This window comes from Streptomyces sp. AC555_RSS877 (genome assembly GCF_019049245.1).
GTDB lineage: Bacteria > Actinomycetota > Actinomycetes > Streptomycetales > Streptomycetaceae > Streptomyces.
This window is the reverse complement of the sequence record NZ_JAGMUK010000193.1, coordinates 1-280: the sequence shown is the minus strand read 5'-3', so window position 1 is coordinate 280 and position 280 is coordinate 1. Positions and strand designations below refer to the sequence as shown.

The window sequence follows — 280 nt, the reverse complement described above, 5'->3', positions numbered from 1 at the left end:
TCGCCGAGGGCGTGCGCTGGCGCCGCACACGGTCCTGGATGCGCTCCAAAGACCCGGACTTCGTCCCAAAAGGACACGGATCATCGGCCTCTACACCCGCCCGCCCGACGACGCGACGGTGATCTGCGCCGATGAGCTGGGGCCGGTGATCCCCCGGACCTTCCCGCCCGCACCCGCCTGGTCACCCGACGGACACCGGATCAAAGCCGAGCTCGACTACAGCCGCGGACCCGAGAAAACCTGGGTCTACGGGGCCTTACGCGTCCGGGACGGCCAGCAG

Annotated in this window: 1 pseudogene; it reads left to right on the top strand. The window is 69.6% G+C overall.

What is annotated here, in order from left to right:
- A pseudogene (locus KUM49_RS49400) lies at window positions 1-280 on the top strand (hypothetical protein); the annotation flags it as partial.